General features: G+C 65.5%; 22 protein-coding genes. 5 read left to right on the top strand and 17 right to left on the bottom strand.

Annotated elements, in window-relative coordinates; translation table 11 throughout:
• Positions 1 to 24 precede the first annotated feature (24 nt).
• Together CF68_RS10380 and CF68_RS10385 are read right to left on the bottom strand one after the other, a co-directional pair.
• The gene (locus tag CF68_RS10380) at positions 25 to 768 is read right to left on the bottom strand and encodes an exonuclease domain-containing protein (RefSeq protein WP_035818199.1); all 744 of its coding nucleotides are present in this window, start codon (positions 766 to 768) and stop codon (positions 25 to 27) included.
• 159 nt (positions 769 to 927) lie between these two features.
• Complete coding sequence (locus tag CF68_RS10385) at positions 928 to 1,446, bottom strand: hypothetical protein (RefSeq protein ID WP_035818202.1); 519 nt, start codon at positions 1,444 to 1,446, stop codon at positions 928 to 930.
• 597 nt (positions 1,447 to 2,043) lie between these two features.
• Between CF68_RS10385 and infA the strand changes: the two genes are divergently transcribed.
• From infA to CF68_RS10400, 3 genes are all read left to right on the top strand, one after another.
• Positions 2,044 to 2,265 (top strand): translation initiation factor IF-1, encoded by a 222-nt coding sequence (infA, locus tag CF68_RS10390; protein ID WP_008641674.1) that lies wholly within the window; start codon positions 2,044 to 2,046, stop codon positions 2,263 to 2,265.
• Positions 2,266 to 2,510: 245 nt separating this feature from the next.
• Positions 2,511 to 2,987, top strand: a complete 477-nt coding sequence (locus CF68_RS10395; RefSeq protein WP_035818204.1) for a histidine phosphatase family protein — start codon at positions 2,511 to 2,513, stop codon at positions 2,985 to 2,987.
• A gap of 345 nt (positions 2,988 to 3,332) precedes the next feature.
• Positions 3,333 to 4,175, top strand: a complete 843-nt coding sequence (locus CF68_RS10400; RefSeq protein ID WP_013957276.1) for a GNAT family N-acetyltransferase — start codon at positions 3,333 to 3,335, stop codon at positions 4,173 to 4,175.
• Positions 4,176 to 4,233: 58 nt separating this feature from the next.
• On the opposite strand, the gene ppx is transcribed toward CF68_RS10400, so the two are convergent.
• Positions 4,234 to 5,766, bottom strand: coding sequence for an exopolyphosphatase (gene ppx / locus CF68_RS10405; protein WP_035818206.1), 1,533 nt, complete (start codon positions 5,764 to 5,766; stop codon positions 4,234 to 4,236).
• Between the two features lie 154 nt (positions 5,767 to 5,920).
• On the opposite strand from ppx, the gene ppk1 reads away from it, so the two are divergent.
• On the top strand, positions 5,921 to 8,047 hold the full coding sequence (gene ppk1 / locus CF68_RS10410) for a polyphosphate kinase 1 (RefSeq protein ID WP_084187176.1): 2,127 nt from the start codon (positions 5,921 to 5,923) through the stop codon (positions 8,045 to 8,047).
• Positions 8,048 to 8,099: 52 nt separating this feature from the next.
• On the opposite strand, the gene phoR is transcribed toward ppk1, so the two are convergent.
• The 11 genes from phoR to CF68_RS10465 form a co-directional block, all read right to left on the bottom strand.
• A complete protein-coding gene (gene phoR / locus CF68_RS10415; RefSeq protein ID WP_035818208.1) occupies positions 8,100 to 9,485 on the bottom strand; it encodes a phosphate regulon sensor histidine kinase PhoR in 1,386 nt (461 codons plus the stop codon).
• Between the two features lie 136 nt (positions 9,486 to 9,621).
• Positions 9,622 to 10,329 carry a phosphate regulon transcriptional regulator PhoB gene (gene phoB, locus CF68_RS10420; protein WP_018309300.1) on the bottom strand — a complete coding sequence of 236 codons (708 nt, stop codon included), beginning with the start codon at positions 10,327 to 10,329 and terminating at the stop codon, positions 9,622 to 9,624.
• Between the two features lie 28 nt (positions 10,330 to 10,357).
• The gene (phoU, locus tag CF68_RS10425; protein WP_018309301.1) at positions 10,358 to 11,062 is read right to left on the bottom strand and encodes a phosphate signaling complex protein PhoU; all 705 of its coding nucleotides are present in this window, start codon (positions 11,060 to 11,062) and stop codon (positions 10,358 to 10,360) included.
• 47 nt (positions 11,063 to 11,109) lie between these two features.
• The gene (gene pstB, locus CF68_RS10430) at positions 11,110 to 11,898 is read right to left on the bottom strand and encodes a phosphate ABC transporter ATP-binding protein PstB (protein WP_013957282.1); all 789 of its coding nucleotides are present in this window, start codon (positions 11,896 to 11,898) and stop codon (positions 11,110 to 11,112) included.
• Positions 11,899 to 11,950: 52 nt separating this feature from the next.
• Complete coding sequence (gene pstA / locus CF68_RS10435; RefSeq protein ID WP_035818210.1) at positions 11,951 to 12,850, bottom strand: phosphate ABC transporter permease PstA; 900 nt, start codon at positions 12,848 to 12,850, stop codon at positions 11,951 to 11,953.
• Positions 12,847 to 13,815 carry a phosphate ABC transporter permease PstC gene (gene pstC / locus CF68_RS10440; protein ID WP_035818212.1) on the bottom strand — a complete coding sequence of 323 codons (969 nt, stop codon included), beginning with the start codon at positions 13,813 to 13,815 and terminating at the stop codon, positions 12,847 to 12,849. Before pstC ends, pstA begins: the two co-directional genes overlap by 4 nt.
• Before the next feature lie 118 nt (positions 13,816 to 13,933).
• Positions 13,934 to 14,965: a phosphate ABC transporter substrate-binding protein PstS gene (gene pstS, locus CF68_RS10445; protein WP_035818214.1), complete on the bottom strand. Its 1,032-nt coding sequence runs from the start codon at positions 14,963 to 14,965 to the stop codon at positions 13,934 to 13,936.
• 231 nt (positions 14,966 to 15,196) lie between these two features.
• Positions 15,197 to 16,540: a phosphoglucosamine mutase gene (gene glmM, locus CF68_RS10450; protein WP_035818217.1), complete on the bottom strand. Its 1,344-nt coding sequence runs from the start codon at positions 16,538 to 16,540 to the stop codon at positions 15,197 to 15,199.
• 58 nt (positions 16,541 to 16,598) lie between these two features.
• Complete coding sequence (gene folP, locus CF68_RS10455) at positions 16,599 to 17,465, bottom strand: dihydropteroate synthase (protein ID WP_035818220.1); 867 nt, start codon at positions 17,463 to 17,465, stop codon at positions 16,599 to 16,601.
• Between the two features lie 131 nt (positions 17,466 to 17,596).
• Positions 17,597 to 19,480 carry an ATP-dependent zinc metalloprotease FtsH gene (ftsH, locus tag CF68_RS10460; protein WP_018309307.1) on the bottom strand — a complete coding sequence of 628 codons (1,884 nt, stop codon included), beginning with the start codon at positions 19,478 to 19,480 and terminating at the stop codon, positions 17,597 to 17,599.
• A gap of 153 nt (positions 19,481 to 19,633) precedes the next feature.
• On the bottom strand, positions 19,634 to 20,299 hold the full coding sequence (locus CF68_RS10465) for an RlmE family RNA methyltransferase (protein WP_010814316.1): 666 nt from the start codon (positions 20,297 to 20,299) through the stop codon (positions 19,634 to 19,636).
• Positions 20,300 to 20,596: 297 nt separating this feature from the next.
• On the opposite strand from CF68_RS10465, the gene CF68_RS10470 reads away from it, so the two are divergent.
• The gene (locus CF68_RS10470; protein WP_010814317.1) at positions 20,597 to 21,100 is read left to right on the top strand and encodes a YhbY family RNA-binding protein; all 504 of its coding nucleotides are present in this window, start codon (positions 20,597 to 20,599) and stop codon (positions 21,098 to 21,100) included.
• Positions 21,101 to 21,186: 86 nt separating this feature from the next.
• Here the strand turns inward: CF68_RS10470 and CF68_RS10475 are convergent, their stop codons facing one another.
• The 3 genes from CF68_RS10475 to carB all read right to left on the bottom strand — a co-directional run bounded on the left by CF68_RS10475 (position 21,187) and on the right by carB (position 25,718).
• Positions 21,187 to 21,690, bottom strand: a complete 504-nt coding sequence (locus CF68_RS10475) for a DUF4149 domain-containing protein (RefSeq protein WP_035818221.1) — start codon at positions 21,688 to 21,690, stop codon at positions 21,187 to 21,189.
• Between the two features lie 54 nt (positions 21,691 to 21,744).
• On the bottom strand, positions 21,745 to 22,221 hold the full coding sequence (gene greA, locus CF68_RS10480; protein ID WP_035818223.1) for a transcription elongation factor GreA: 477 nt from the start codon (positions 22,219 to 22,221) through the stop codon (positions 21,745 to 21,747).
• Positions 22,222 to 22,469: 248 nt separating this feature from the next.
• A complete protein-coding gene (gene carB, locus CF68_RS10485; protein WP_035818226.1) occupies positions 22,470 to 25,718 on the bottom strand; it encodes a carbamoyl-phosphate synthase large subunit in 3,249 nt (1,082 codons plus the stop codon).
• Between the last annotated feature and the right edge of the window lie 30 nt (positions 25,719 to 25,748).

A 25,748-nucleotide genomic window follows, 5' to 3' on the forward strand; every position in this document is an offset into this window, starting at 1 on the left:
CCAAGGGCGGGACAGGATCTGTTCTCACCACCGCAGCAAGTCCGGCCAGATCAGCGCCCCCGCGAACAGCATCAGCATCACCGCGACGATGACCAGCCCCCGGCCTGGGCCAGCATGGCTGGTCTCAACCTTTGGCATCCATGACTGGCCGGCGTCGGCCGGGACCGCAGGAGACGGCGGCGGCGCCGGTGGCGCTGGCACGCTGATCGCAATACGCGGCACGAAGTCGGACTCGGCCAGCAGGAAGCCCATGGGCGTGGCCTGGTCGGCTGCACCCATGTGCTGGAACAGCAGCTTGGACAGCGCCAGGCAATCATCCAGCGCAACCTGCGGACGGGGCCGGAAGATGCGCAGGTGCTCGCACAGCGTATCGAGCTTGTGGTTAGGGGCGTGGAAGTACTGGGACCAGCGGACCTGGCGCACCGAGCAGCGCCAGCGCTTGTGCTGGATGTCGGGAAGCACTTTTCCCAGCATCCGCGCGTTGAATTCGGCGCCGTGGGCGACCAGCACATCCGCGTCGTCAACGATGGCGCGGATGGCATCAACGTCAAAGCGCCGCCCGCGCAGCATCTCCGCGGTCAACCCGTGCGTGCCGGTGGCAGCTTCGCTGATCGGCACGGTGGGCTCCTGCGAACCGTAATAGTCAGTGATCTCCCGCAACAGCGTGCCAGCCCGCGGCGCCACCTCGACAAGCAGCAGGCCGATGCTGACGGGCTCGTCCGCTGGCGTGAGCCCAGTGGTTTCGGTACTGACGATTGCGACCCGCATGGGCTCGGTACTCCGGTGTAGCTGTCCGCGGGCATGGTTGGCGGCGGCCGCTCTTTGCCTCTAGGTTAGTGCGAGCGCGTTAGACGTCATATCAACCAGATGGGCTAACCGAAAGCGCCAGCCGGGAGGAGGCCCCCTCCCTCATCCCCATCTCCTGGTTCAGGCAGGCTGCTGTTCCGCCCCGCCGCGCCGTCGCTCGAGATTGCAGTAGACGTCGGCCGCCACCAGCCCGAAGAGCGCGTGGGCGAACAGGCTTTCCCAGCCGCGGGCCTCGTCGAACCAGTTGAAGTAGGTCCCCAGCAGGTAGAAATTGACCAGGTAAACCACCACACCAAACACGATCCCGACCACCGAGGCCAGCCACAGGCTGGAATCGAAGCGGAATGACGACAGGATTATCGCCAGCACCGCCGCCAGGATGATCGACAGCGCGAAGTGCCCCGCCCCCGCCGAAAGCACGACTGTCCAGTTGAAGGCATCGGCAGACAGGGCTTCACGCCCGAGGATGATGGCCGCGACCATCTTCACCGTGCCCCAGGCGCCCTGGTACAGCAGAAAGCGCGCCGTCAGCAGTTCCAGCACCATGTAGACCGCGCCGGCAATCAGCCCCGCCACCACTGCGGCCCGCCAGTCCGGCCGGCAGCGAACGTAGCGGTGCGATTCCAGATGGAGTTCCATGGCAGTCTCCTTGCGAGATCCGGCCCGGCAAGGCCGTACGAGTTAGTTCTAGCTCATATGGGGCAAATACCAAGCCGGCCAGACCGCAAGGCGCGCTTTTTAAGGCACATGAATGCCGACTTTGGCGGCACGGTGCAACCGTCGCGGCCGGCCATCTGCCGCTACGTGCCGGCCATGCTGCAACTGCGTACGTGATACAATGTCAAAGTAGCCCCCGGGGTGTCCGTGCATCCCTGTAACCGGGCGTTCTCACCAGCGCGCTCTTCACGAGCGAACAGCAGCCGCCGGCGCGGGCCTCCCGCGACGACACCAAACTGGCGAACCACCGGGTACAACCTGCCCGCCTGCTCCGCAAAGCACACGGCCTCCCCGGCCGTCAGCGGCCAGGCCGTCGCCCAAGCCATCCGCACCGCTGACAGGACCGAGCATCAGGCGCCGCGCGCCGCAGTCCGCGTGAGCTTGCCCCGAACAACCCAAGGCGCGCTTCGCCGCAATCGGCGAAACATGCCGCGGTTCCGCGCCGTGCCGGGCGAACCGAACAGGATTTTTGAAATCGCAACCACGCAGCCTTCACGGGCTGCCGAAAAGGAAGACAGATTGGCTAAGGAAGAACTCATTGAATTTGGCGGCGTGGTGTCGGAAGCCCTGCCTGACAACCGCTATCGTGTCACGCTGGAAAACGGCGTCGAAATCTGGGCATACGCTTCGGGCAAGATGCAGAAGCACCGCATCCGCATCCTGGCCGGCGACCGTGTCACCCTGGAAATGTCGCCCTATGACCTGACCAAGGGACGCATCAACTTCCGCCACAAGTCCTGAGTTTCTGCACGGCCCCGGCGATACCGCATGCGCGGCTGTCGCCCGCGCCGCGGCCGTTGTGCGCCGACGCGCTGTCACGCCGCTGACACCGCGCCCGGACACACTTGCGGGCTGCCCGACAGGCAGCCTGCTTCCGTTTACGCGCCGCGTGCAGCCTGGCCTGCGCCACCGGCGCGGGCCAGCTGGCGCTTGCACCGGTCGGGCCGCTTCACCATACTCGAAGCACGCTCATTGCCCTGTCCGACATGAACCTGATCCTGTGGCGCCACGCCGAAGCCGAAGACCTCCCCGACGCGCTCAGCCTGAGCCGCCATGCCGACCTGCAGCGCCCGCTGACGCGCCGCGGCCACAAGCAGGCGGAGGTATCCGCCAAATGGCTGCGCGCGCATCTGCCGGCCGACACCCGCGTGCTGTGCAGCCCCGCGCTGCGCACCCGTGAAACGGCGGCCGCGCTGACTGCCGAGGCGGAAATGGTTGACGCCCTTGTGCCCGGCGCCGACGTCAGCGCGGTGCTTGCCGCCGTCGAGTGGCCGGAACGCCCCGAGCACGTGGTGGTGGTCGGGCACCAGCCATGGATCGGCCGCGTCGCCAGCCTGCTGCTGGCCGGCTCGGAAATGAACTGGAGCGTGCGCAAGAGCGGCATCTGGTGGCTGACCGGCCGCACCCGCGAAAGCGAGGCGCAGACCGTGCTGCGCGCCGTCATCAACCCCGAATTCCTCTGAGCCCCGCTTCCGGCATGCCAGGTGCCGCCTGACGGCACCTGGCCCCATTTTGTCCCGTCAAAATCAGAAATTGCTGATGGCGGGCGGAATCTCTCGTTATTAGAGTGGCCTTGGCGCCTCTTCTGGTGCCGATAGCAGGTGTCACGGAGATTCCCCATGAATGGCCCGGCCGATCGCCAAATTGCTGGCGAGGATCGCAACCCACACCCTGACCCGTCGCCCGAAAGCGCCCAACCGTCCGCCCTGGCAGGGGACGTCACGGAACCGTCATCCCCGGGTCACGGCACTGTCACCCGCCCTCACTACATTGCATCGCAACAGTTTCGTCACCAAAAGGACATACTGATGCGAGATCTGCCGACGCCCACCCAGCCGCTTTTCGACTCTCTGCCCAATGGCCTTGGTGGCCAGACGGCGCGGAGCCGTCTTCATCGCCAATCAGATACACCGGCACATGAATCGCCTGTTCTCAGCGTGGCGTGGGCGCGCCACCAGGACGAAGTAGTCGAAGCCCAGCGCCTGCGCTACAAGGTTTTTGCCGAGGAAATGGGCGCGCGCCTGACCTCTTCGGTGCCGGAGCTGGACATCGACATGTTCGATGCCTACTGCGACCACCTGATCGTGCGCGACATGGCCACGCTGCGCGTGGTGGGCACCTACCGCGTGCTGCCGCCGCACCAGGCCAAGCGCCTGGGCTGCCTGTACGCGGAATCTGAATTCGACCTGGTGCGCCTGGCTCACCTGCGCCCCAAGATGCTGGAACTGGGCCGCTCCTGCGTGCACCGCGACTACCGTTCGGGCAGCGTCATCATGGCGCTGTGGGGCGGCCTGGGCGAGTACCTGCAGCGCTGGGGCATCGAATCGATGCTGGGCTGCGCCAGCGTGCCGATGAACGACGGCGGCCACTACGCGGCCAGCCTGCACCGGCTGTTCAGCGAGCGCTCGCTGGCGCCGATCGAATACCATGCCTTCCCGCGCGTGCCGCTGCCAGTCGAGGACCTGAACCAGCAACTGGACGTCGAGCCGCCCGCGCTGATCAAGGGCTACCTGCGCCTGGGCGCGAAAATCTGCGGCCAGCCGGCCTGGGATCCAGACTTCAACGTGGCGGACTTCCTGACGCTGCTGCGCGTGAACGACATGAACCCGCGCTACGCCCGCCACTTCCTCGGCCTGAACAACGCCGCCTGAGCGGCGCCAGGCGTCCGTAAGCGGCCGCCGCCCTGGCGGCCGCCCTTCCGCAGTGCGCTCAGTCGTAGATGACCTTGTAGCGCTTGCCAATCCGCTGCCATTCATCGGCCTCCTGCGCCAGACTGTATTCGATCAGCGGATTGGCCTCGATCCACGCCTGCGGCAAACGCACGGTGAAGCCTTCGTCCAGCGCTTCGGCCAGCTGGCTCACGCGGATATCGGGCAAGGCCACGTCCGAGCGGCGGCGGCACAGCACAAAGGCCAGGCGCAGGCTGAACAGCATGCGCCAGTCGACGAACCTGCCGCTGCCCGACAGCTTGCCGAGCTTGCCCGCATGGCCCAGCAGCAGCGTCGCCAGCCGCGCCTGGTCGGTCTTGGAAAAGCCCGGCATGTCGGCATGGGTGGCGATATAGGCCGAATGCTTGTGGTAGCCGCTGTGCGAGATCGTCATGCCGATCTCATGCAGGCTGGCGGCCCAGCCCAGCAGCGCCAAGTTGTCCTCGCGCCGTTCGTTGGCCGGCTCCGGGAACTGTGACAACAGCGTCTGCGCGGCGCGGCGCACCCGGCCGGACTGGGCCCGGTCCACGCCGTAGCGGCGCATGAACTGGTCCACCGTGACGGTGCGCATGTCCTCATGGTGGCTGCGTCCGAGCAGGTCGTACAGCACGCCCAGCCGCAGCGCGCCGTCGGTGACATCCATGCGCTCGATATCGAGCTCGGCAAACACGCCCAGCATGATCGACAAGCCGCCCGGCAGCACCGGGATGCGGTCCGCCTTGAGGCCGGTCAGCTTGACGCGGTTGGTGTTCTCGGCCTTAATCAGCGCGCGCTTGAGGCGTTCCAGCCCTTCGCGTGTGATACCGTGCTCGGCGGTGCTGTCGTTCATGCCATTGAGTTCGATCAGCTCGGCCAGTGCGCGCGCCGTGCCCGACGAGCCGACCGCCTGCTCCCAGCCCGCGGCACGGTACTGGCGCACCAGCACCTGGATCTCGCGGCGCGCGGCCAGTTCGGCCTGCTTCATCGCGTATTCATCGACGTTGCCGCTGGGGAAGAACTGGCGGCTGTGCGATACGCAGCCGATATACAGGCTTTCCATCAGCTTGGACTGGTAGCCGTTGCCGATGATGAACTCAGTCGAGCCGCCGCCGATATCGACCACCAGGCGGTTGCCCTGGCAGGCCGGGGCATCGTGCGAGGCCCCGAGGTAGATCAGCCGCGCTTCCTCGCGCCCGGCGATCACTTCGATCGGGAAGCCCAGCGCGCTTTCGGCCTCGATCAGGAATTCGGACGCGTTCTTGGCCACGCGCAGTGTGTTGGTGGCGACGGCGCGCACCTGGCTGGGTGCGAACTCGCGCAGCCGGTCGCCGAAGCGCCGCAGCGCATCGATGCCGCGGCGCCGCGCGGGCTGGTCCAGGTATTTGTCGGGCGTCAGGCCGGCGGCCAGGCGGACCGGCTCGCGCAGTGCGTCGACCTGGAAGATCTGGCTGGCCGGGCCGTTGGCCGTGGGGGTCTCGTCCACCCGCCCGATCATCAGGCGGAAGCTGTTCGAACCCATGTCGACGGCAGCCAGCAGGCGTGGGGTGTTGTTCATCGTGTGCTAGGAGGGCTGGTTCGCGTTGGCGTTGCGTGGCGCGGCAGGTGCACTCTGGTGCCTGGGCCTGCCGGCGTTCGCGCCCGGGAAAAATATGTCCTGGTCATGTCTGCATCATGACAAAATCAAACTGTCATAAAAGTGACACGTTTTTATGAAAAAGTCGCCACATTACCAAAAGAAGGTCATGCTCATGTCGACGACTCCGTCCAGTACGCTGCTCAACCGCGAACTGGGCATCCTGGAATTCAATGCCCGCGTGCTGGCACAAGCAGCGGACCCGAAGGTCCCGCTGCTGGAGCGGCTGAAATTCATCTGCATCGTGTCCAGCAATCTGGACGAGTTCTTTGAAATCCGCATGGCGGGCCTGAAGGAACAGATGCGCGACAACGCTTCGGGACTGACTCCGGACGGCCTGTCATTCCAGCAGACCTACCAGCTTGTCACCGAGCGCACGCAACGGCTTGTGGCTTCGCAGTATGACATGCTGCAGAACACCATTTTTCCACTACTTGAAAAAGAGGGTGTCTTTTTCCACCTGACCACCACCTGGACCGACGCCCAGCGCGAATGGGCGCGCGAGTTCTTTCAGCGCGAGCTGGGGCCGGTGCTGACCCCGATTGCACTGGATCCCGCCCACCCCTTTCCCCGCGTGCTCAACAAGAGCCTGAACTTCGTGGTGGAATTGTCCGGCAAGGACGCCTTCGGCCGCGAGGCCGACCTGGCCATCGTGCAGGCGCCGCGCGCGCTGCCGCGCGTGGTGAAGATGCCGGAGAAGCTGTCGGGCTACCCGTATGGCTTCGTGATGCTGTCGTCCTTCATGCAGGGCTTCGTGCATGAGCTGTTTCCGGCGATTGCGGTGCATGGCTGCTACCAGTTCCGCGTCACGCGCAACTCCGACCTGTTCGTCTCGGAAGACGAGATCACCGACCTGCGCGAGGCGCTGCAAGGCGAGCTGCCCACGCGCCATTTCGGCGACACGGTGCGCCTGGAAATCTCGTCGGACACGCCGGCACCGCTGGCGCGCCGCCTGCTGCTGGAATCGGGCCTTGCCGAGCAGGACCTGTATCGCGTTTCCGGGCCGGTGAACCTGGTGCGGCTGATGCAGATTCCCGACATGGTGGACAGGCCCGCGCTGAAGTTTGCGCCATATGTGCCCGCCCCGGTCAGGGCCTTCTCCGCCGGCGCGTCGATGTTCGACGTGATGCGCCAGCAGGATGTGCTGCTGCACCACCCGTACGAGAGCTTCAGTTCCGTGCTCGACCTGCTGCAGCTGGCCGCGGCCGACCCCAACGTGGTCGCGATCAAGCAGACGGTCTATCGCACTGGCAATGAGTCGCTGGTGATGGAAGCGCTGATGACCGCCGCGCGCAACGGCAAGGAAGTGACGGTAGTGGTGGAGCTGCTGGCGCGCTTTGACGAGGAAACCAACATCAACTGGGCCGAGCGCCTGGAATCCGCGGGCGCACACGTGATCTACGGCGTGGTCGGGCACAAGTGCCACGCCAAGATGCTGCTGATCGTGCGGCGCGAGCCCACCGGCCCCAAGGCCAAGCAGGTCAAGCTGCGGCGCTACGCCCACCTCGGCACCGGCAACTACCATCCGCGCACCGCCCGGCTCTATACCGACTTCGGCCTGTTGACGGCCAACGAGGAGATCTGCGAAGACGTGCACCACGTGTTCCAGCTGCTGACCGGCACCGCCGGCACCATCCGGCTGAACCACCTGTGGCAGTCGCCCTTCACCATGCAGAGCAACCTGGTCGACCACATCCGCGCCGAGGCCCGCAACGCGCGCGCCGGCAAGCCCGCGCGCATCATCGCCAAGATGAACGCGCTGCTGGAGCCATCGATCATCGACGAGCTGTACAAGGCCTCGCGCGCGGGGGTGAAGATCGACCTGATCGTGCGCGGCGTGTGCGCGCTGATGCCGGGCGTGCCGGGCATGTCCGAGAAAATCTCGGTGCGCTCGATCATCGGCCGCTTCCTGGAACACCACCGCGTCTACTACTTCCACGCCGGCGGCGAAGAGGTGCTGTACCTGTCCAGCGCCGACTGGATGGACCGCAACCTGTTCCGCCGCGTGGAAGTTGCCTTCCCGGTGCTGGACAAGGCGCTGAAGGCACGCGTCATCAAGGAAAGCCTGCAGGTGCACCTGCGCGACAACGCCTCCGCATGGATCATGCAGCCGGACGGCAACTATGCGCGCAAGCAGACGCGCTCGAAGCGTCCGCATGTGAGCCAGAACGACATGCTGGTGATGTTTGGGGGGATGCCCTGAGGGACCTCGCAGCCCAAACAAAAACCCCGCCAAGGCGGGGTTTTGTTTGGGCTCAGGCGGCACGCCGTGACGTGTCCGGCGACTGCGGCGGTGCCGTGGGTCCCACGCCAGGCGCCGGGGTGTCGGCACCTTCGCCGCCTGCCGAACGCAGGCTGCGCTCAAGCGGAAAGATCACGCGGAACACGCTGCCCCGGCCTTCCTCGCTGGTCACGCGCAGGTCCGCATGGTGGCGTGACAGCACGTGCTTGACGATGGCCAGCCCCAGCCCGGTGCCGCCGGTGTCGCGCGAGCGGCTGCGGTCCACGCGGTAGAAGCGCTCGGTCAGCCGGGGGATATGCTCGGGCGCAATGCCCAGGCCGGTATCGGCCACCGAGAACACGGCATGGCCCTCTTCCCAGGCCAGGCGCATGGTGATGCGCCCGCCATCCGGCGTGTAGCGCACCGCGTTCGACACCAGGTTGCCCAGCGCCGACAGCAGTTCGGTTTCCACACCGCGCACCCCCACGGTCGGGTCGATATCGGCCGAGACCTGGTGCCGTCCCTGCGACAGCGCCTCGGCGTCGTGGCTCAGGTGCGCCACCATGGCACGGATCGGCACGATGTCATTGCCGGGCGGCTGCGCATCGCTTTCCAGCTTGGCCAGCGCCAGCAGGTCTTCGACGATGCTCTGCATGCGCACCGACTGCGCCAGCATCATGTCGATGTAGCGGCGCCGGTCGTCCTCCGACACCGGCAGGTCGCGCACGGTCTCCAGGAAGCCGGTCAGCACCGTCAGCGGCGTCTTCAGTTCGTGTGACACGTTGGCAACGAAGTCGCGCCGCATCGCCTCGGTGTTTTCGAGCTTGGTGATGTCCTGCGTGATCACCAGCTTGCGGTTGTCGCCATAGGGCAAGATCTGCACCGCGATCACGCTGTGCTTGTGTTCGCCCATATCGCGCATCACCAGCGGGTCATCGAAGCGCTGCCGGGTCAGGTATTGGACGAACTCGGGCCGGCGGATCAGGTGGGTGATGCGCTGGCGCACGTCGCGGCGCGCGTTCAGGCCGAAATGCTGCTCGGCCACGTCGTTGCACCACTCGATCTGGTCGGCGTCGTCCAGCATCAGCACGCCGTTGGGCGAAGCCTGGATGGCCTGGATAAAGCGCGTGTGCTGCTGCTCGACCTGCAGCACCTGGGTGCGCCAGCGCTTGACCAGCCGGTGCAGCCGGTAATACACCTCGCCCCAAAGTCCGAGTGCACTGGGGATCTCGCCGTAGACCGGCGCATCCAGCACCTTCCACAGGCGGTTGATCTGGTACAGGTAGTAGAACAGCAACCCGAGCAGTGATACGCATGCCAGCGCCAGCGCCGGCACCGGGCCCACGGCCAGGTAGACACCGGCGGACAGCACCAGCAGGCTGATCAGGATGGCCACGGAACGGGCCCAGATGACATTCATGCGCAGGGTTCAGGCTCGCAGCCACGGAAGGCTGCAGGGTTGCGACGGAGTGTGCCACGAATTCGCCGCGCCCTGCCAGCAGCGTAGGCAATGCTGGCCGGGCGGCACGTCAAGCCACCCTGCCATGTCCGGCGCGTCAGGCGCCGGGCGTACGCGCCAGGCGGTAGCCGCTGCCGCGCACGGTTTCGATCATATTGCTGTAGCCGCCGGGGGTGAGCGCGGCGCGCAGGCGCTTGATATGGACGTCGACGGTGCGCTCCTCGACGAAGACATGGTCGCCCCAGACCTGGTCGAGCAGTTGCGAGCGGCTGTGCACGCGTTCCGGATGCGTCATCAGGAAGTGCAGCAGGCGGAACTCGGTCGGACCCAGGTCCAGCTTGATCGCGCCGCTGTCGTCCTGGCCGGTGACGCGGTGCGTGGCCGGGTCCAGGCGCAGGCCGTTGATGGCCACCACGTCGTCGGTCAGTTGCGGCGCGCGGCGGCGCAGCACCGCCTTGATCCGCGCCAGCAGTTCCTTGGGCGAGAACGGCTTGGTGACGTAGTCGTCGGCGCCGGCCTCAAGCCCCATCACCTTGTCCTGCTCCTCGCCGCGGGCGGTCAGCATGATGATCGGGATCTGGCGGGTGCGGTCGTTGGCCCGCAACTCCTTGGCGAAGTTCGCGCCCGACTTGCCCGGGAGCATCCAGTCGAGCAGCACCAAGTCGGGCAGCACGTCGCTCATCAGCGACAGCGCCTGCTCGGCGTTGTAGGCCCGGATCGGATAGTGTCCCGCGTGCTGCAGGTTCACGGCGATCAGTTCGGCGATCGCCGGTTCGTCTTCGACAACGAGAATACTGCTTGGCATGTGTATTGTTCTCCGTGGGCGGCTGAGTTCAGCTCAGCGCTTCGCGCTCCATGTCCTCGCGCGAGACATGGCGGACGTCCGTCCCCTTGACAATGTAAATGATAAATTCCGCGATATTCTTGGCGTGATCGCCAATGCGCTCCACCGCCTTGGCAATAAACAGGAAATCCAGCGCGACCGAGATCGTACGAGGGTCTTCCATCATGTACGTGATCAGCTTGCGCACGAAGCCGCGGAATTCCTCGTCGATGGCCTTGTCGTCCTTGACGATGCGCGCCGCCGCCACGGTGTCCAGGCGCGCAAAGGCGTCCAGTGCCTGGCGCAGCAGCGAGATCGCCATCTCGCCCGAGAGCTTGACCTCGGCGTAGTTGATGCTGTGCGCCGACGCGTCTTCCATGATGTGCTTGGTGCGCTTGGCGATCTTCTCGGCCTCGTCGCCGGCTCGCTCCAGGTTGGTGATGGTCTTGGAGATGGCCATCACCAGGCGCAGGTCGCGCGCGGTCGGCTGGCGCCGGGCAATGATGTTGCCGCAGTCGGCATCGATCTCGACTTCCAGCGCGTTGAGCTGGATCTCCCGGGCGATGACCTGGTCGGCGGTCTCGCCGTCGAAGTCGGCCAGCGCGCGCATGGCGAGCTCGATCTGCGACTCGACCAGGCCGCCCATCTGCAGCAGCTTGGTGTTGATCGCGTTGAGGTCAGCGTCGAACTGGGTCGACAGGTGCTTGTCTGGCATGGGATTCTCCTGGCCGCTTATGGATATGCTACGCCCTGCGGTGACGATCAGCCGAACCGGCCGGTAATGTAGTCTTCCGTTTCCTTGCGGTGCGGCTTGATGAAGATCTTCTCGGTCTCGCCGAACTCGATAAGCTCGCCCAGGTACATGTAGGCGGTGTAGTCCGAGCAGCGCGCGGCCTGCTGCATGTTGTGGGTGACGATCACCACGGTGTACTCATCCTTCAGTTCCGCGATCAGTTCTTCGATGCGGCCGGTGGAGATCGGGTCCAGCGCCGAGCACGGTTCGTCCAGCAGCAGCACTTCGGGGCGGATGGCAATGCCACGCGCGATGCACAAGCGCTGCTGCTGGCCGCCGGACAGGCCGTAGCCCGACTGGTGCAGCTTGTCCTTGGCTTCGTTCCACAGCGCCGCCTTGGTCAGCGCCCATTCCACGCGGTCGTCCATTTCCGAGCGCGACAGCTTCTCGAACAGACGCACGCCGAAGGCGATGTTGTCGTAGATCGACATCGGGAACGGCGTCGGCTTCTGGAACACCATGCCGACCTTGGCGCGCAGCAGCGCGATGTCCTGGCGGGCGGTCAGCAGGTTTTCGCCGTCCATGTTGATCTCACCCTCGGCGCGCTGCTCGGGATACAGCGCATACATCTTGTTGAAGGTGCGCAGCAACGTCGACTTGCCGCAGCCCGACGGCCCGATAAAGGCCGTGACCTTGCGGTCCGGGATCGACATGTTGATGTCTTTCAGCGCATGGAACTGGCTGTAGTAGAAGTTCAGGTTGCGCACGTCGATCTTGGCGCGTACCGAATCGGGAATGTCGATGACGGTGGAGGTCATTGCGTTTCTCGCTTGCAGTCTTTGGGGCGGGACGGATTACCGGCCGCGCCGCTTATTTCTTGAACAGGATGCGCGCCAGGATATTCAGGGCCAGCACGCCGAGCGTAATCAGGAACACACCCGCCCAGGCCAGCTGCTGCCATTCGGTGAACGGACTCATGGCAAAGCGGAAGATCGTCACCGGCAGGTTGGCCATCGGCTTGTTCAGGTCGCTGGTCCAGAACTGGTTGGACAGCGCGGTGAACAGCAGCGGCGCGGTCTCGCCGGCGATACGGGCGACGGCCAGCAACACCCCGGTCACAATCCCGGCATAGGATGACTTCACCGTGATCGACAGCACCATCTTCCACTTGGGCGTGCCGAGTGCGAAGGCGGCCTCGCGCAGCGCGTTGGGCACCAGGTTGAGCATGTTCTCGGTGGTGCGCACCACGATCGGCACCTGCAGCAGCGCCAGCGCGCAGATCCCGGCCCAGCCCGAGAAGTGGCCCATGCGGGTCACCACCAGCGCGTAGACAAAGAGGCCGATCACGATCGACGGCGCCGACAGCAGGATGTCGTTGATAAAGCGGATAAAGCTGGCCAGCGGCGAGCTCTTGCCGTACTCGGCCAGGTAGATGCCGGCCAGGATGCCCAGCGGCGTGCCAAACAGCGTGGCCATGCCGACCATCACGAAGCTGCCGAAGATGGCATTGGCCAGGCCGCCGCCGGCGGTATTCGGCGCCGGCGTCATCTGCGTGAACAAGTCCAGCGACAGGCCGCCCACGCCCAGCGTGATGGTGGTCCACAGGATCCACGCCAGCCAGAACAGGCCGAAGACCATCGCCGCCAGCGAGGCGGTCAGTGCGTACAGGTTGGTGCGGCGGCGGCGCGCCTGCAGCCGGGTGCGGATGGCATCCGCGTCGGGGCGGACCGCCGGGATCGATACGGTAGACACGGTCTGACTCGCGCTCATTTGGTTCCCTCATTCTTTGCCAGTCGCAGCAGCAGCAGCTTGGACAGCGCCAGCACCACGAAGGTAATGAAGAACAGGATCAGGCCCAGCTCCATCAGCGCGGCGGTGTGCAGGCCGGCGCCGGCTTCGGCGAACTCGTTGGCCAGCGCCGAGGTGATGCTGTTGCCCGGCGAGAACAGCGAGGCGCTGTCCAGCAGGTTGGTGTTGCCGATCACGAAGGTGACGGCCATGGTCTCGCCCAGTGCGCGGCCCAGGCCCAGCATCACGCCGCCGATGACGCCGGCTCGGGTGTAGGGCAGCACCACGTTCCACATCACTTCCCAGGTGGTGCAGCCCACGCCGTAGGCGGATTCCTTGAGCAGCACCGGGGTGACTTCAAACACGTCGCGCATCACCGAAGCGATGTAGGGGATGATCATGATCGCCAGGATCACGCCCGCGCACAGCAGGCCGATGCCCAGCGGCGCGCCCTGGAACAGCTTGCCGACCACCGGCAGCTGGCCCACCGTGGCGGCCAGGGGCTTCTGGAAATACTCGCCGAAGATCGGCGCGAACACGAGCAGGCCCCACATGCCGTAGACGATCGACGGCACTGCAGCGAGCAGCTCGATGGCCGTGCCCAGCGGGCGGCGCAGCCAGGCCGGCGACAGCTCGGTCAGGAACAGCGCGATGCCGAAGCTCACCGGCACCGCAATGATCAGCGCGATCAGCGAGGTCACGACGGTGCCATAGATGGGCACCAGCGCGCCATAGACATCGGCGGGAGGATCCCACTCCGCGGTCCACAGGAAGCGCGCGCCGAAAGTCTGGATCGACGGCCAGGCGCTGATCGCGAGTGAGACGATGATGCCGCCCAGCAGCAGCAGCGTCACGATCGCGGCGCCCCGCGTCAGGCCGCCGAACAGGATGTCGCCCATGCGGCTCGGGGGCTGGACGTTGCGGATCTCGGAGGGGGTAGTCGCCATGTCGGGAATTCAGGGTGGATCGCCGCTCCCGCCTGGGCGGGAGCCCGGTGTCCGGGCCAGTTTCGGGCAGCCCGGCCACCGGCCCCGCACTCATGCGGGGCCGGCGATGCCGTCAGGATCAGTACAGCGCCTTGCCCGAGGCGTCCTTGACGCTGGTCTTCCAGGTCGAACGGATCTGGTTCACAACGTTTTCCGGCAGCGGCACGTAGTCGAGGTCGGCGGCCATGTTGGCGCCGCTCTTGTAGGCCCAGTCGAAGAACTTCAGCACTTCGGCACCCTGCGCGGACTTTTCCTGGTTCTTGTGGACCAGGATGAAGGTGGCGCCGGCGATCGGCCAGGCGTCCTTGCCCGACTGGTTGGTCAGGATCTGGTAGTAGGTCTTGCTCCAGTCCGCACCGGCGGCGGCGGCCTTGAAGGCGTCGTCACCCGGCTTGACCACGGCACCCGACGCGTTCTTCATGTTCAGGTGGGTCATCTTGTTCTGCTTGGCGTAGGCGTACTCGACATAGCCGATCGCGCCGTTCAGGCGCTGCACGAAGGCGGCCACGCCCTCGTTGCCCTTGCCGCCGGTGCCGCCGCCCGGCCAGTTGACCGTGGTGCCTTCGCCCACCGCGCTCTTCCAGTCCGGGCTGACCTTGGACAGGTAGTTGGTGAAGATGAAGGTCGTGCCCGAACCGTCGGCGCGGCGCACCGGCAGGATGTCCTGGCTCGGCAGCTTGGCTTGCGGGTTCAGCGCCTTGATCGCGGGGTCATCCCACTTCTTGATCTTGCCCAGGTAGATGTTGGCCAGCACTTCGCCCGTGATGGTCAGTTCGCCCGGCTTCACGCCCTGCAGGTTGATCACCGGCACCACGCCGCCGATCACGGTGGGGAACTGGACCAGGCCCTGCTTGTTCAGGTCCTCGTCCTTCAGCGGCGCGTCCGAGGCACCGAAATCGACCGTCTTGGCGCCGATCTGCTTGATCCCGCCCGACGAGCCGATGGATTGATAGTTGACCTTGTTACCCGTTGCTTTTTGGTATGCGTCGGCCCACTTGGAATACACGGGCGCCGGGAAAGAAGCGCCTGCACCGGTAATTTCCGCCGCGAACGCAGTACCCGCCACCACCATCGAAACGATGCCTGCCACGGCAGTCTTGACCAGCTTCATATGTCCTCCAGAGAACATTGGTTGGGAATGACAAATTTTTGACAAGACGAACTCTATGCTCCCTGTATGACAATTCCGTGACATCTTCAAATCTTCTTGGAACCGGCCTCCAGCAAGGGATCGCCGCTGCCATCCGGCTGTCATGGCAGCGCAATATGACGGCGGTTAATTGCGTTATCAGACAAAAAAACGCCGGGACTAGCCCGGCGTTCCTGGTCAGGGTGCGGCGTATCAGGCCCCCAGGGCATCCGCCAGCCGCCTGGCCGCGCGCTCGGCCATTTCGGCCTGCTCGGCCTCGACCATCACGCGCACTACAGGTTCGGTGCCGGAGGCACGGATCAGCACCCGGCCGCGGCCCTCCAGCTCAGGCTCGACCGCCGCGCGTGCGGCCTGCAGGCCGGCATGCGACTGCCAGTCGAAGCCCTTCTGCACGCGCACATTGATCAGCGTCTGCGGGAACAGCCTTACGCCCTCGAGCAACTGCGCCAGGGTCTTGCCGCTGCGGCGCAGCGCGGCCAGCACCTGCAGCGCCGACACGATGCCGTCGCCGGTGCTGTGGCGGTCCAGGCACAGCAGGTGGCCGGAGCCCTCGCCGCCCAGGGTCCAGCGGCGCTTGTTCAATTCTTCCAGCACATAGCGGTCGCCCACCTTGGCGCGCACGAATTCCACGCCCTGGCGCTTGAGCGCCAGCTCCACCGCCATATTGGTCATCAGCGTGCCCACGGCACCCGGCACCGCCTGGCCGGCGGCCTGGCGGTCGCGCACGATCAGATACAGCAGTTCGTCGCCGTTGTAGAGACGGCCATCGGCATCCACCACCTGCAAGCGGTCGGCGTCGCCGTCAAAGGCCAGGCCCAGGTCAGCGCCATGTGCCTTGACTGCCTCAATCAGCTTGCCCGGCGCGGTGGCGCCGTAGCCGTCGTTGATATTGCGGCCGTCCGGCTGGTTGCCGATCGAAACCACGTCGGCGCCCAGCTCATGGAACACGTGCGGCGCGATGTGGTAGGCCGCGCCATGGGCGCAGTCGACCACCAGCTTCAGGCCGTACAGGTCCTGTTCGTGCGGGAAGGTGCTCTTGCAGAACTCGATATAGCGGCCGGGGGCATCGTTGATGCGGCGCGCGCGGCCCAGGTCATCGGATGGCGCGCACACCATCGGCTCTTCGATGGCAGCCTCGATCTCTGCCTCGACCTCATCGGGCAGCTTGTCGCCGTCGGCCGAAAAGAACTTGATGCCATTGTCGTAGTAGGGATTGTGGCTGGCCGAGATCACCACGCCTGCGGACAGCCGCAGCGCCCGCGTCAGGTAGGCGATGCCCGGCGTCGGCAGCGGGCCGGTCAGCAGCACGTGCACGCCGGCCGAGGTGAAGCCGGCTTCCAGCGCCGCTTCCAGCATATAGCCGGAAATGCGCGTGTCCTTGCCGATCAGCACGGTCGGCTTGCCTTGCCCGGTCTTGGCGCCGTGGGCCAGCACCTTGCCGGCCGCATGGCCCAGGCGCATCACGAAGTCCGGCGTGATCGGCGCCTCGCCGACCCTGCCCCGCACGCCGTCTGTCCCGAAATACTTGCGTGTCATTCGCTGATTCCCTTTCTTTACTCTGGTCGTTGTTCTGTCTGCAGTGGCCGCGGCTGGTTCAGGCTGCGCCAACGGACTCGTTGCGCACCGCCCACCAGGTCTTCACGGCATCCACCGTCTGCTCCACATCATGCACGCGCACGATAAATGCTCCGCGCTCCAGCGCACACACCGCGGCGGCAATGCTGGCCGCAACACGCTGCTGCGGCGGCCGGCCACCGAGGACCGCGCCCAGCGTTGACTTGCGCGAGATGCCCGCCAGCACCGGCAGGCCCTCCAGCGCCAGCCGCGGCAGCTGGCCGAGCAGGCGCAGATTATGATCGGGTGTCTTGCCGAAGCCAAACCCCGGATCGAGGGAGATGCGCGCATCGTCGATGCCGGCAGCGCGCAGCACGGCAATGCGCTCGGCAAGGAACCCGGCGACCTCGGCGACCACGTCATCGTAGTGCGGGTCTTCCTGCATGGTCTGCGGATCGCGCTGCATATGCATCACGCACAGGCCTGCCTGCCCCGCCGCCACGACCTCGACCGCGCCCGGCATGCGGAAACCCCAGATATCGTTGATGAGATCGGCTCCGGCCGCAAGTGCGGCGCGCATGACCTCGGGCTTGTAGGTGTCGACCGACAGCGGCTTGCCGCAGTCGCGCAGCGCTTCCACCACCGGGATCACGCGCGCCAGTTCGTGTTCCAGCGGCAGCGCCGCCGAACCGGGCCGGCTCGATTCCCCGCCGATATCGATGATGTCCACGCCCTCGGCGATCATCTGTCCGGCATGGCGCAGCGCCGCGTCCCGGCTGGCATGCTGGCCGCCATCCGAGAAGGAATCGGGCGTGACGTTGAGGATGCCCATCACCAGCGGGCGCTGGTCTAGGGCAAAGCGAAAACGGCCGCACTGGAAATACCGGGTCTGAGAAGTCTGCTGCAAGGTAGGAATGCTGGATTCAATCCGGGCGCGGCGGATGCCGCGCCAAAGGAAAAGCCGGTGCACCAGGCACCGGCTTCAGGGACAGGCACTACACAGCCATCACTACGGCGTCGTCAGTGGACGAGCCAGGATCAGGCCGTGGCGGGCGCGTTGGTCGGCGCCACCGGCGAGCCGCCCGGAGGCGTGCTGCCGCCGCCGTTCTGGCCCGACGCACCGCGCGGCGGGCGCGGCGGCTTGCCGGCCATGATGTCGTTGACCTGGTCGGCATCGATGGTTTCCCATTCCATCAGCGCGTTGGTCATGGCTTCGACCTTGTCGCGGTTCTCTTCGAGCAGGCGCTTGGCCAGCGCGTATTGCTCGTCGATGATGCGGCGGATCTCGGCATCGACCTTCTGCTGCGTGGCTTCCGACACGGTCTTCGACGACAGCTTGCCGAACATGCCGTCCTGCTCGGTATCCACGTAGACCATGGCCCCCAGCGAATCGCTCATGCCGAAGCGGGTCACCATGTCGCGGGCAAGCTTGGTGGCGCGTTCGAAGTCGTTGGAAGCACCGGTGCTCATGGCGTTGAGGAAGACCTCTTCCGCCGCGCGGCCGCCGAAGAGGATGGCAACCTCTTCCAGCATGCTGTCCTTGTACTTCGAATACTTGTCATGCTCCGGCAGCTGCCAGGTCACGCCCAGCGCCCAGCCACGCGGCATGATGGTGACCTTGTGCACCGGGTCGGCCTTGGGCAGCAGCTTGGCCACCACCGCATGGCCCGACTCGTGGTAAGCCGTGGCCCGGCGCTCTTCCTCGCGCATGACCGTCGACTTGCGCTCCGGACCCATGTAGATCTTGTCCTTGGCGTCCTCGAAGTCCTGCATGTCGACCACGCGCTTGCTCCGGCGGGCGGCAAACAGTGCAGCTTCGTTGACCAGGTTGGCCAGGTCCGCGCCCGAGAAGCCCGGGGTGCCGCGCGCGATGATCGAGGCGTCGACATCGTTGCCGATCGGCACCTTGCGCATATGGACCTTCAGGATCTGCTCGCGGCCGCGGATGTCCGGCAGGCCCACGTAGACCTGGCGGTCGAAACGGCCCGGACGCAGCAGCGCCTTGTCCAGCACGTCGGCACGGTTGGTCGCGGCGATCACGATCACGCCCGAGTTGGCCTCGAAGCCATCCATCTCGACCAGCATCTGGTTCAGGGTCTGCTCGCGCTCGTCGTTGCCGCCGCCCATGCCGGCGCCACGATGGCGGCCGACCGCGTCGATTTCATCGATGAACACGATGCAGGGTGCCTGCTTCTTGGCGTTCTCGAACATGTCGCGGACACGGGCCGCGCCCACGCCAACGAACATTTCCACGAAGTCGGAACCCGAGATGCTGAAGAACGGCACCTTGGCCTCGCCGGCGATGGCACGTGCCAGCAGCGTCTTGCCGGTACCCGGAGGGCCGACCAGCAGCACGCCGCGCGGGATGCGCCCGCCCAGCTTCTGGAACTTTTGCGGGTCCTTCAGGAAGTCGACCAGCTCGACCACTTCTTCCTTGGACTCGTCGCAGCCGGCCACGTCCTGGAACGTGACGGCGTTCTGGTTCTCGTCGATCAGGCGCGCACGCGACTTGCCGAATGAGAAAGCGCCGCCTTTGCCGCCACCCTGCATCTGACGCATCATGTAGAACCAGAACACGATGATCAGCAGGGTCGGCCCGAGGTAATACAGGGCCTGGACCAGCACGTTGGGTTCGTCGTCCGCCTTGCCGGTCACCTGGACGCCGTACTTCATCAGGTCGCCGACCATCCAGATGTCGCCCGGCGAGATGATGGTGTACTTGGCGCCTTCCTTAGGCGAGACCACCAGGTTGCGGCCCTGCACGTCGACACGCGACACCTTGCCGTTCTTGGCGTCATCCATGAACTGCGAATAGGTGACGCTGTCCTGCGCACGGGGCTTGTCGAACTGCTTGAAGACGGTAAACAACACCAGCGCGATCACGAGCCAGATTGCCGCCTTTTGAAACAGGTTGTTATTCAAGGCCGAACTCCTTTGCAATTGCCTTGCCAACGGATAGCTGCATTGTAATGCAGCGCCCGCCCTCGGGGGGAAACAGAGAAACTATGATGCCGATAGCACCGGGTGGGGCACTTTCCACGCTTCTTTTTTCGCCCTGGCTTGTATCGAGACCGGTCAATCCACTGCCTTGAGGTAGCGCCCAAGGATAAAGGTTTCGGAAGACTTGTCGCGAGACGCCTTGGGCTTGCGTTTCGCAACCACTTTGAAATGCCGTTTGAACTTCTCCACGATCTGGCTGTAGCCACTCCCGTGGAAGCACTTTACCAGCAATGCCCCCTCCGGCTTAAGGTGGGCCTGCGCAAATTCCAGCGCCAGGTCGCACAGGTATTCGATCCGTGCTGCATCGGCGAAGGCTACACCGGACAAATTGGGGGCCATGTCCGACAAAACAAGGTCAATCTTGTTACCGCCGGAGGCGTCCAGCACCACGCTTTCCAGTTCGCGGAAGACCGATTCCTCGCGGAAGTCACCCTGGATGAAAGTGACGTCGGCGACCGGTTCCATCGGCAGCAGGTCGATCGCGACCACGGCGCCATCGATCCTGCCGTCCTTGGCCCGGGGCGAGTCCGCCAGCTTGTTGCGGGCGTACTGGCTCCAGCTGCCCGGCGCCGCGCCCAGGTCGACGATCACCTGCCCCGGGCGGATCAGCTTGTCCTGCTCGTCGATCTCCTTGAGCTTGTAGGCCGCGCGGGCACGATAGCCCTCGCGCTGGGCCATTTTCACGTACGGATCGTTGATGTGGTCGTGCAGCCACGAATGATTGAACTTGTTTTTTGCCATGCCAGTTACCAGCCTGTTCCCTGCCCCCGCCCGCCGGTCAATGCCATCCGCGAAGGTTTTCCTACTGTTTTGATGATTTTGCTGCCCGACAGTGCCGGATTGACGGATAATACGCGCCAATCCGCATCCCGACCGCCGGCTCGCCTTATCAGCTGCCGGCTTGCCGCCCCCGGGCGGCCGTCGGCAGCCTGTCCTTGCCCGACCCGCCGTGTCACGACCGGCGCGGGCTGCAGCGCCCGATTTCCAGCGCCCAGCGCTCTATCACTATTTCAAGCGCCTAATAATCAGCGCCAACCTATGCCCGCTCTACAACTAGTCCCTGCCCAGCGCTCTGACCTGCGCTCCCGTGCCCATGCCCTGAACCCGGTCGTGATGGTCGGCGCCGAAGGCCTGACCCGTGCCGTACTGGCCGAGATCGACCGCAGCCTGGCCGCCCACGACCTGATCAAGATCCGCGTGTTCGGCGACGATCGCGATGCGCGCATCGCCATCTACGAGGAAATCTGCGACCAGCTCAGCGCCGCGCCGATCCAGCATATCGGCAAGCTGCTGGTGGTCTGGCGCCCGGGCGAAGCGCGCCTGAAGGAAAACCAGGCCGAAGATCTGGGCCGCCACACCCCTGCCCGCCGCGGCGGCGCGGCCCCGCGCACGGTGACGGTCAAGAAGCCCAGCGCCGCGCCGAACCGCCGTCCGACCCGCAAGGAAGTCACGGTGCTTGGCAACGAGCGCGTCACCGCCGGCGGCAATGTGAAGCGTTCGCGCGCGCGCCCGACCAGCCAGAAGAAGAAGGCGCTGGGCTAAGCACGATCAGCTGAAGCATGACGGGGTCGCCGCCAGGCGCCCCCGATGCCGGCACGCCACGCCTGTGGCGGTGCCGGCGGCCGGCCTCACTCCCCGGCCGAACGCGGCGCCGAAGCGCGCCACACCAGCACCAGCGCCAGCAGGCTTTGCAGCAGGTAGAAGGCGCTCGACACGCCGTGCAGCATGCCGAACTGCGCCTTGTAAGGCGATCCCGAAACGCCGACGCCCAGCGCCAGCGCCTTTTCCTTCAGGCCGGCCATGAACGGCTGGGTGCCGAAGTAGCCCGCCAGCACGCAGCACAGCATGCCCAGCACCAGCCAGCGCAGGCCGCGATAGCGGTGGGCGCCGCGCCGGATCATCACGTTGCACAGCACCAGCTGCAGCACGCCGATGGTGACCCCGACGATGGCCTCAGTATGGAACAGGTGCCCGGCGATCATGCCCGCCATCTCGCGACTGGGCAGCACCGAAAACAACGTCGGCGCCACCATGTAGCCGACGGTCCAGAGGCTGCCCGCCCACACCACTGTCAGCAGCAGGAAGATGCGGTGCGGCAGCGGCGGCAGATTGCTATAGGAATTGGAGAACACGTGCCGGTCTTTCCGGGGGCCGGGCCAGGTGCAAGCCTGCCGGCCGGGCCGGCGTCAGATATAGCGTACGGTAATGACTTCGTACTCGCGCTCGCCGCCAGGGGCCAGCACGATTGCGACGTCGCCTTCGAACTTGCCGATCAGCGCACGCGCGATGGGCGAGCTGACCGAGATCTTGCCGACGTCGATGTCGGCCTCATCATCGCCCACGATCTGGTAGCTGACGGGACTGCCGGACTCCAGGTCCTCCAGGTCAACGGTCGCGCCAAAGACGATGCGGCCGTCGGTGTCCAGCTGGGTCGGGTCGATGACCTGCGCGGTCGACAGCTTGGCCTCCACTTCCAGGATGCGGCCTTCGATAAAGGCCTGCTTTTCCTTGGCGGCGTCGTATTCGGCGTTTTCAGACAGGTCGCCCTGTGCGCGGGCTTCCGAGATCGCATTGATCACCGCCGGACGCTCGACAGCCTTCAGGCGCTGCAGCTCCTCCTTCAGGAGCTCTGCGCCACGCTTGGTAATCGGAATGGTGCTCATGTCTTCGTTCAACAAAAAAATGAGCCGCAGCGGAGCTGGAGCCATCCCTGGCGAATGCTGCCAGGGCACTTCCGCTCAACCGCGGCTTTCAGACAGGACCGAATGCGGGCACGCCGCATCGATCGACGAATTTGACGTAGTTTAGGCCAGGAAGCCCGCCGGCAGCAACTCCGGCGGGCTTCCTGGGTTTGACCGGGCGCAACCCGCCCGGCCAGTGGCGATGTGCCGCTTGCCTTACCTACGGGGCTTCAGGCCAGCGAGGCGTGCAGGCTCTGCAGGTCGTAGACCTCCAGGCTCTGCATGTGCTTCAGGCCCTCCACCGCGGCGCGGGCGCCGGCGATGGTGGTGTAGTAAGGAATGCGGTGGGCCAGCGCCGAGGTCCGGATCGAGCGCGAATCGGCAATCGCGGTGCGGGTTTCGTCCACGGTGGTGAACACCAGCGCCAGTTCGCCGTTCTTGATCATGTCCACGATATGCGGACGGCCGTCCTTGACCTTGTTGACCACCTTCACCGGGATGCCGGCGGCCTCGATGGCCGACGCGGTGCCGCGGGTGGCAACGATCGGGTAGCCCATGTCGTGCAGCATGCGGGCCACGCCGACGGCGCGCGGCTTGTCGCTGTCCTTCACGGTGATCAGCACGGTGCCCTTTTCCGGCAGGCGCGAACCCGCGGCCAGCTGGCTCTTGAACAGCGCTTCGCCGAAGGCCTTGCCCACGCCCATCACTTCGCCGGTCGAGCGCATTTCAGGTCCGAGGACCGGATCGACGCCGGGGAACTTGTTGAACGGGAACACCGCTTCCTTGACGCTGTAGTACGGCGGGATGACCTCTTCGCCGATGCCCTGCTCGTCCAGCGACTGGCCGGCCATGCAGCGCGCAGCGATCTTGGCCAGCTGCAGGCCGGTGGCCTTGGACACGTACGGCACGGTGCGCGAGGCGCGCGGGTTCACTTCCAGCACGTAGACGGTGTCGACGCCGTCGTTCTGCTGGATCGCGAACTGCACGTTCATCAGGCCGATCACATTCAGGGCGCGGGCCATGGCGGCGGTCTGGCGCTTCAGTTCAGCCACGGTCTCGGCCGACAGCGAGTACGGCGGCAGCGAGCAGGCGGAGTCGCCCGAGTGCACGCCAGCCTGCTCGATGTGCTCCATCACGCCGCCGATGAAGACGCGCTTGCCGTCGGAGATGGCATCGACGTCGCACTCGATGGCGTCGTTCAGGAAGCGGTCCAGCAGCACCGGGGAATCGTTCGAGACCTTGACGGCCTCGCGCATATAGCGCTCGAGGTCGCGCGGCTCGTGCACGATTTCCATCGCGCGGCCGCCCAGCACGTACGACGGGCGCACCACCAGCGGGTAGCCGATCTCTTCGGCCAGGCGCAGCGCTTCGTCCTCGGCACGAGCGGTGCGGTTGGGCGGCTGGCGCAGGCCCAGCTCCTGCAGCAGCTTCTGGAAGCGCTCGCGGTCTTCGGCCGCGTCGATCATGTCTGGGCTGGTGCCGATGATGGGCACGCCGTTGGCTTCCAGGTCCAGCGCCAGCTTCAGCGGGGTCTGGCCGCCGTACTGCACGATCACGCCGACCGGCTTTTCCTTGTCGACGATTTCCAGCACGTCTTCCAGCGTCAGCGGCTCGAAATACAGGCGGTCCGAGGTGTCATAGTCGGTCGACACGGTTTCCGGGTTGCAGTTGACCATGATGGTCTCGTACCCGTCTTCGCGCAGCGCCAGCGCGGCGTGCACGCAGCAATAGTCGAACTCGATGCCCTGGCCGATCCGGTTCGGGCCGCCGCCCAGCACCATGATCTTCTTCTTGTCGGTCGGGTTAGCCTCGCACTCGCCATGCTCGGCCTCGTAGGTCGAGTACATGTAGGCGGTGTTGGTGGCGAACTCGGCCGCGCAGGTGTCCACGCGCTTGTAGACCGGACGCACGTTCTGGGCGATGCGCGCTTCGCGCACGGCCTTGGCGTCGGTCTTCAGCAGCCTGGCCAGGCGGCGGTCGGAGAAGCCCTTCTGCTTCAGGAAGCGCAGCTCGGCGGCCGACAGGCTGTCCAGCGTGCGCGCCTTGACCAGGCCTTCGGTCTTGATGATGTCTTCGATCTGGGCCAGGAACCACGGGTCGATGTCGGTCTCGGCATAGACCTCTTCCAGCGACATGCCCAGGCGGAACGCGTCGCCCACGTACCAGATGCGGTCGGGGCCGGCTTCGCCGATTTCCTCGACGACCTCGTCACGGTCCGACGACTTCTCGTCCAGGCCGTCCACGCCCACTTCCAGGCCGCGCAGGGCCTTCTGGAACGATTCCTGGAAGGTGCGGCCCATCGCCATCACCTCGCCCACGGACTTCATCTGGGTGGTCAGGTGGCTGTCGGCCTGCGGGAATTTCTCAAACGCGAAACGCGGCACCTTGGTGACCACGTAGTCGATCGACGGCTCGAACGAAGCCGGGGTCGCGCCGCCGGTGATCTCGTTCTTCAGCTCGTCCAGCGTGTAGCCCACGGCCAGCTTGGCCGCGACCTTGGCGATCGGGAAGCCGGTGGCCTTGGAGGCCAGCGCCGACGAACGCGACACGCGCGGGTTCATCTCGATGACGATCATGCGACCGTCCTTCGGGTTGATCGAGAACTGCACGTTGGAGCCGCCGGTGTCGACGCCGATCTCGCGCAGCACGGCCAGCGAGGCGTTGCGCAGGATCTGGTATTCCTTGTCGGTCAGGGTCTGGGCCGGAGCGACGGTGATCGAGTCGCCGGTGTGGATGCCCATCGGGTCCAGGTTCTCGATCGAGCAGATGATGATGCAGTTGTCCTTTTTGTCGCGGACCACTTCCATCTCATACTCTTTCCAGCCCAGCAGCGATTCTTCGATCAGCAGCTCGCGCGTCGGCGACAGGTCCAGGCCGCGCTTGCAGATCTCTTCGAATTCTTCGCGGTTGTAGGCGATGCCGCCGCCGCTGCCGCCCAGCGTGAACGACGGGCGGATCACGATCGGGTAGCCGCCGCTGCCGGTTTCCTGGGCGATGCGCGACTGCACGGCCATGGCTTCGTCCATCGAGTGGGCGATGCCCGACTTGGCCGAACCCAGACCGATCTTGGTCATGGCGTCCTTGAACTTCTGGCGGTCCTCGGCCTTGTCGATGGCTTCCGGCGACGCGCCGATCAGCTCGACCTTGTACTTGTCCAGCACGCCGTGGCGGTGCAGGTCCAGCGCGCAGTTCAGCGCGGTCTGGCCGCCCATGGTCGGCAGGATCGCGTCCGGGCGTTCCTTCTCGATGATGCGCTCGACCACTTCCCAGGTGATCGGCTCGATGTAGGTCACATCGGCCGTGTTGGGGTCGGTCATGATGGTCGCCGGGTTCGAATTGACCAGGATGACCTTGAAGCCTTCCTCGCGCAGCGCCTTGCAGGCCTGGGCGCCGGAGTAGTCGAACTCGCACGCCTGGCCGATGATGATGGGGCCCGCCCCGATGATCAGGATGCTCTTGATGTCTGTGCGTTTTGGCATTGCACGCTCTCTTTATGGGCCGGCCCGCCT

The sequence above is a fragment of the Cupriavidus sp. SK-4 genome (assembly GCF_000611125.1).
Taxonomy (GTDB): Bacteria; Pseudomonadota; Gammaproteobacteria; order Burkholderiales; family Burkholderiaceae; genus Cupriavidus; species Cupriavidus necator.